This window comes from Streptomyces atriruber, assembly GCF_001418325.1.
GTDB lineage: Bacteria > Actinomycetota > Actinomycetes > Streptomycetales > Streptomycetaceae > Streptomyces > Streptomyces atriruber.
The window spans coordinates 1-5354 of the sequence record NZ_LIPN01000433.1; the positions used below are offsets into that span (position 1 = coordinate 1).

Consider the following 5354-nt stretch of genomic DNA (forward strand, 5'->3'; position numbering starts at 1 on the left):
GAAGCCGCCCGCGCACCCCGGCCGCCCCCGGGACCCGTACCAGCAGGAAGGGCCCCTCCGCGGGCTCCACCACGCGGACCCCCGCGGGTGCCAACTCGGCCAGCCCGGAAAGGAGATGGGCGCGGTCCGCCGCGATCCGGTGCGCCGCATGGCCCGCCTCCGCCAGCGCCCGCGGCCCCACGCACGCCTGCGCGGCCACGAGCGCCGGCGTCGACACCGGCCACAGCGGCTGCGCCTGGGTGAGGGCGGCGATCGTGTCGGGCGCGGCGAGGACGTAGCCGATCCGCAGGCCCGCGAGGCCCCACGTCTTGGTGAGGCTGCGCAGCACCACGAGGCCGGGTACGTCCGTGCGGCCCGCCAGGGCCTCCCGCTCGCCCGGCACCGCGTCCATGAAGGCCTCGTCGACCACCAAGATCCGCCCGGGGCGGGCCAGTCGGGCGATCGACGCGGCAGGGTGGAGGACCGAGGTCGGGTTGGTGGGGTTGCCGACGACCACCAGGTCGGCCTCCTCCGGCACCGCGGACGGATCGAGCCGGAAGCCGTCCTCCTCGCGCAGCAGCACCCGGCCCACCTCGTGCCCGGCATCGCGCAGCGCCGCCTCCGGCTCGGTGAACTGGGGGTGCACGACGTACGGGTGACGGACCTTCAGGGCGCGGGCCAGCAGGACGAAGGCCTCCGCCGCGCCCGCGGTGAGCAGGACGCGGTCCGGCGTCAGGCCATGACGTGCCGCCACCGCGTCGCGCGCCGCCCGGCCGTCCGGGTACGCCGCCAGACCGTCGAGGGACGCGGCGATCAGCTGCTTGAGCCAGGCCGGGGGAGTGTCGGAACGTACGTTGACCGCCAGGTCGGTGAGGTCGGCGCCGTCGTCCCGTACCTCCGCGTCACCGTGGTGGCGCAGGTCGAAGCGGGCGGCCGAGGCCCGGGGGCGCGCCGCGACCGCGCACGTCGCCATCGGCGGACGGCCCACCGGCGCCGACTTCCGCTTGGGGACGAGGAGTTCACCGCCGCCCCGCAGCGCGGCCGCCTCCGCCACGGACGGCGTGCCCACCGCGGCACGGGAGCGCGCGGACGGGTTCGGCACCGTCACGTCCGCCAGCTCGCGCGCCGTGTACGTCACGAGCGGCACCCCGAGCCGCGCCGCCGCCCCGACGATCCCCGGCTCCGTCCCCTTCACGTCGACCGTCGCCAGCTCGGCGACCGCCCCTTGGGCGAGGCCCGCCTCGCAGACCGTGTCCCGGACGAGGCCGAGCACCTCCTCCACCGGGGCGTCCTCGCAGGCGCCGACGCCGACGACGAGCACGACGTCCTCGGTGGGGGACGTCACCTTTGCGGCGTCGGCATCGGCCACGGCCATGGGGCAGGTCCTTTCGTGTGGGGTGGGGTGATGGATGTGCGGAGCAGGGGGTCAATCGGCTAGCAAGGGGCCATGGCGGTGTTCGTGGCGCTCGGCGCCTTCCTCATGACCCTGGTGGGCGGCTGGACGGCCCAGCGGGTCACCGACCGGCGCCATCTCGTCCTGGGCCTCGCGGGCGGGCTGATGCTCGGCGTCGTCGGCCTCGACCTGCTGCCGGAGGCCCTGGACGCCGCGGGCGACCCCGTCTTCGGCGTACCGGCGGCCCTGCTCCTGTTCGTGGCCGGCTTCCTCGTCGCCCATCTGGTGGAACGCCTCCTCGCGGGCCGCCAGGCCGCGCACGGCGCCGGCGAGCACGCGGGCGGCCGGGTGCCCGAGGTGGGGCTCACCGCGGCCGCCGCGATGGTCGGGCACAGCGTGATGGACGGCATCGCGATCGGCGCCGCCTTCCAGGTGGGCGGCGGCATGGGTGCGGCCGTGGCGCTGGCCGTCGTCGCCCATGACTTCGCGGACGGCTTCAACACGTACACGATCACCAGCCTGTACGGGAACGCCCGCCGCAAGGCGCTCGCGATGCTGTTCGCGGACGCGGTGGCGCCCGTGGCGGGCGCCGCGTCGACCCTGCTCTTCACCATTCCGGAGCAACTGCTCGGCAGCTATCTGGGCTTCTTCGGCGGCGCGCTGCTGTATCTCGCGGCGGCCGAGATCCTGCCCGAGGCCCACCACGACCATCCGGCCCGCTCGACCCTGCTGTGCACGGTGGCGGGCGCGGCGTTCATCTGGCTCGTGGTGGGCATCGCGGGCTGAGCGCGACGGCGGCCGGTTCATCGGGCGGCGCATCTCCCGACGAAACGGTCTGCGACGCCCGGCTCCGCGGCCCAGTGCGTGTGCAGATAGCTGGCGTGCACATTTCCTTGTACGAAGCCCTCGACGCGCCGCTCGGGCCGGTGCAGGCCCCAGGCGGGGGCAGGGCCCGCGCCCGGCTCGACGGTCGTGCGGTGGAACTCGTGGCCCCGCATCCGCGTACCGGTCGCCGCGAGCACACTGTCCGAGACGGCCACGGCTTCCCGGTACCCGAGCGTCAGCCGCTCCGACATCCGGGCCTTCGCGTCGAGCACCCCGCACATCGGCTTCCCGTCCAGCTCGCGGGAGAGGTAGAGCAGGCCCGCGCACTCCGCGGCCACGGGCGCGCCGGAGAGCGCCAGCTCCGCCACGGCCTTGCGCAGCTGCTCGTTGGCGGACAGCTCGGGCGCGTACACCTCGGGGAATCCGCCGCCGATGACCAACCCGGCCGTCCCGTCGGGCAGTTGCTCGTCGTGCAGCGGGTCGAAGGTGACGACCTCGGCTCCGGCGGCGGTGAGCAGTTCGGCGTGCTCGGCGTAGGAGAAGGTGAACGCAGGCCCACCGGCGACGGCGATGCGAGGGCGGCCTCCAGCGCGTCGGTCCGGGGCGGAGTCCCGGTTTCGGGAAGGGGTGGGATCGGAGAACGAAGCGCCGCAGGCCACGGCCGGATCCCACTCGTCACCCGACAGCGAGGGCGCACTGCGCGCCAGCGCGAGAAGCCCCTCCAGGTCGCACCCTTCCCGCACTCGTGAAGCCAACGCCGCCACCGACTCGACCGCATCGCCCCGCCGCTCGGCAACCGGAACGAGTCCCAAGTGCCGCGAAGGGGCCTCTACTTGAGGGGCGCGGCGCAGCGCGCCGAGCACCGGCACCCCGGACTCGTCGAGCGCCTCGCGCAGCAGCGCCTCGTGCCGGCCGGAGCCGACCTTGTTGAGGATGACGCCCGCGACCCGCACCTGCGGGTCCCAGGACGCGAAGCCGTGCACCAGCGCCGCCACCGACCGCGACTGCGACGACGCGTCGACGACCAGGACGACCGGCGCCCGCAGCAGCTTCGCGACGTGCGCCGTGGACGCCAGCTCACCCTGCCCCGCCGCCCCGTCGTACATCCCCATCACGCCCTCGACCACGGCGAGGTCGCAGCCGGCCGCGCCGTGCGCGAACAGCGGCGCCACCAGGTCGGGGCCGCACAGGTAGGCGTCGAGGTTGCGGCCGGGACGGCCGGTCGCCAGCGCGTGATAGCCCGGGTCGATGTAGTCCGGCCCGACCTTGTGCGGGGAGACGGCGAGCCCGGCCGCCGTGAAGGCGGCCATCAGGCCCGTCGCGACGGTCGTCTTGCCGCTGCCCGACGACGGCGCCGCGATGACGAGGCGAGCTACCACTCGATGCCCCTCTGGCCCTTCTGGCCCGCGTCCATCGGGTGCTTGATCTTCGACATGTCGGTCACGAGGTCCGCGTAATCGATCAGCTTCTGGGGCGCGTTGCGGCCGGTGATGACGACGTGCTGGGTGCCGGGGCGATTGCGCAGCACCTCGACGACCTCGTCGGTGTCGATCCAGCCCCAGTGCATCGGATAGGCGAACTCGTCGAGGACGTAGAGCTTGTACGTCTCCTCTGCGAGGTCGCGCTTGACCTGCTCCCAGCCCTCGCGGGCCTTGTCCTCGTTGGTCAACTCGCCCTCGGCGGGGGCGCGCTGGATCCACGACCAGCCCTCGCCCATCTTGTGCCAGGCGACGGTGCCGCCCTCACCGGTGGCGCCGAGGACCTTCAGCGCGTTCTCCTCGCCGACCTTCCACTTCGCCGACTTCACGAACTGGAAGACGCCGATGGGCCACCCCTGATTCCAGGCCCGCAGCGCGAGCCCGAACGCGGCGGTCGACTTGCCCTTGCCGACGCCGGTGTGGACGAAGACGAGCGGACGGTTGCGGCGCTGACGCGTCGTGAGCCCGTCGTCCGGTACGACGCTCGGCTGTCCCTGCGGCATTAAGCGGCCCTCCTCGAAGGCGAGTTCATTCCCTGTACGTCCTTGACGAGGCCGGCGATCGAGTCCGCCCGCAGCTCGTCGAGGGTCACGACCGTCCCGCCGAGCTCGCCCGCCAACTGCCCGGCCAGGCCGAGCCGTACGTAACCCGACTCGCAGTCGACGACGACCGAGGCGACGCCTTCGGCCGCGAACAGCCGGGCCGCCCGGCCCGCGCGGGCCACCGGCTCCACGCCCCCGGTCGCCCGTCCGTCCGTCACCACGACCACCAGCGGGCGCCGCGCGGCGTCCCGCAGCCGCTCGACGCGCAGCACGTCGTGCGCCTTCAGCAGGCCCGCGGCCAGCGGCGTGCGGCCGCCGGTCGGCAGCGATTCGAGGCGGGCCGCGGCCGCGTCCACCGACGACGTCGGCGGCAGCGCCACCTGCGCCTCCGTGCCGCGGAACGTCACGAGCCCCACCTTGTCGCGCCGCTGGTAGGCGTCGAGGAGGAGGGAGAGCACCGCGCCCTTGACGGCGCTCATCCGCTGCCGCGCCGCCATCGACCCGGAGGCGTCCACGACGAACAGCACGAGGTTGCCCTCGCGGCCCTCCCGCGTGGCCTGCCGCAGGTCGTCACGGCGTACGACGAGCCCGGCGCCGGAGCGTCCGCGCGCCTTCTGGTGCGGGGCGGCGGCCTGTACCGTCGCCGCCAGGTGCAGCTTGGTCAGGGCGCCTCGGGGGCGCCGCGAACCCGTCGTGCGGCCGTGCTCGGTGCGGGCCCGCGAGCGCCGCCCCGCCGCGCCCTCGCCGATGCCGGGCACGCTCAGCATCTTCGTGCGGAACGGCTCCGCGGCGCGCACCGCCTGCTGCTCGCCGGAGCCCGAGGGGGCACCGGCGGTGGGCGCGGGCTCCTGGGGGGCCGGTGTCCCGTCGGTGTCCGGAGCGTCCGGGCCCTGGTTCTGGGGCGGCAGCTCGGGGGAGTCGGGGCCGTCGGCCGGGGGCTGCCCGCCGCCGGGGCCGCCGTCCGGACCGCCGCCGTCGGGGTCGTCGTCCCCTTCCGGGGGCTCGGGCTCCTCGTCCTCGCGCGCGTCCTCCAGCGCCTCGTCCAGCTTGTCCTCGTCGAGGCCGGGCGCGTCGAACGGGTTGCGGCGCCTGCGGTGCGGCAGCGCGAGCAGCGCGGCCTGCCGCACGTCCTCGCTC

5 protein-coding genes are annotated in these 5354 nt (G+C 74.9%); 1 reads left to right on the forward strand and 4 read right to left on the reverse strand.

Going from position 1 to position 5354, the window contains the following annotated elements; translation table 11 throughout:
- Nucleotides 1-1354, reverse strand: a 1354-nt coding sequence (gene cobC, locus AOK03_RS34910) for an Rv2231c family histidinol phosphate aminotransferase CobC (protein WP_079075152.1), incomplete at its 3' end; no start/stop codon positions are given.
- Between the two features lie 72 nt (nt 1355-1426).
- Here cobC and AOK03_RS34915 point away from each other — a divergent pair.
- Complete coding sequence (locus AOK03_RS34915) at nt 1427-2158, forward strand: ZIP family metal transporter (RefSeq protein ID WP_055569403.1); 732 nt, start codon at nt 1427-1429, stop codon at nt 2156-2158.
- A gap of 17 nt (nt 2159-2175) precedes the next feature.
- Here AOK03_RS34915 and AOK03_RS34920 read toward each other — a convergent pair whose 3' ends face one another.
- From AOK03_RS34920 to AOK03_RS34930, 3 genes are all read right to left on the reverse strand, one after another.
- Nucleotides 2176-3576: a cobyrinic acid a,c-diamide synthase CobB gene (locus AOK03_RS34920; RefSeq protein WP_055569404.1), complete on the reverse strand. Its 1401-nt coding sequence runs from the start codon at nt 3574-3576 to the stop codon at nt 2176-2178.
- Nucleotides 3570-4178, reverse strand: a complete 609-nt coding sequence (gene cobO, locus AOK03_RS34925; RefSeq protein ID WP_055569405.1) for a cob(I)yrinic acid a,c-diamide adenosyltransferase — start codon at nt 4176-4178, stop codon at nt 3570-3572. The genes AOK03_RS34920 and cobO overlap by 7 nt, the downstream gene beginning before the upstream one ends.
- Nucleotides 4178-5354: VWA domain-containing protein (locus AOK03_RS34930; RefSeq protein ID WP_157869161.1), on the reverse strand; the 1177-nt coding region annotated here is incomplete at its 5' end. The genes cobO and AOK03_RS34930, both read right to left, overlap by 1 nt.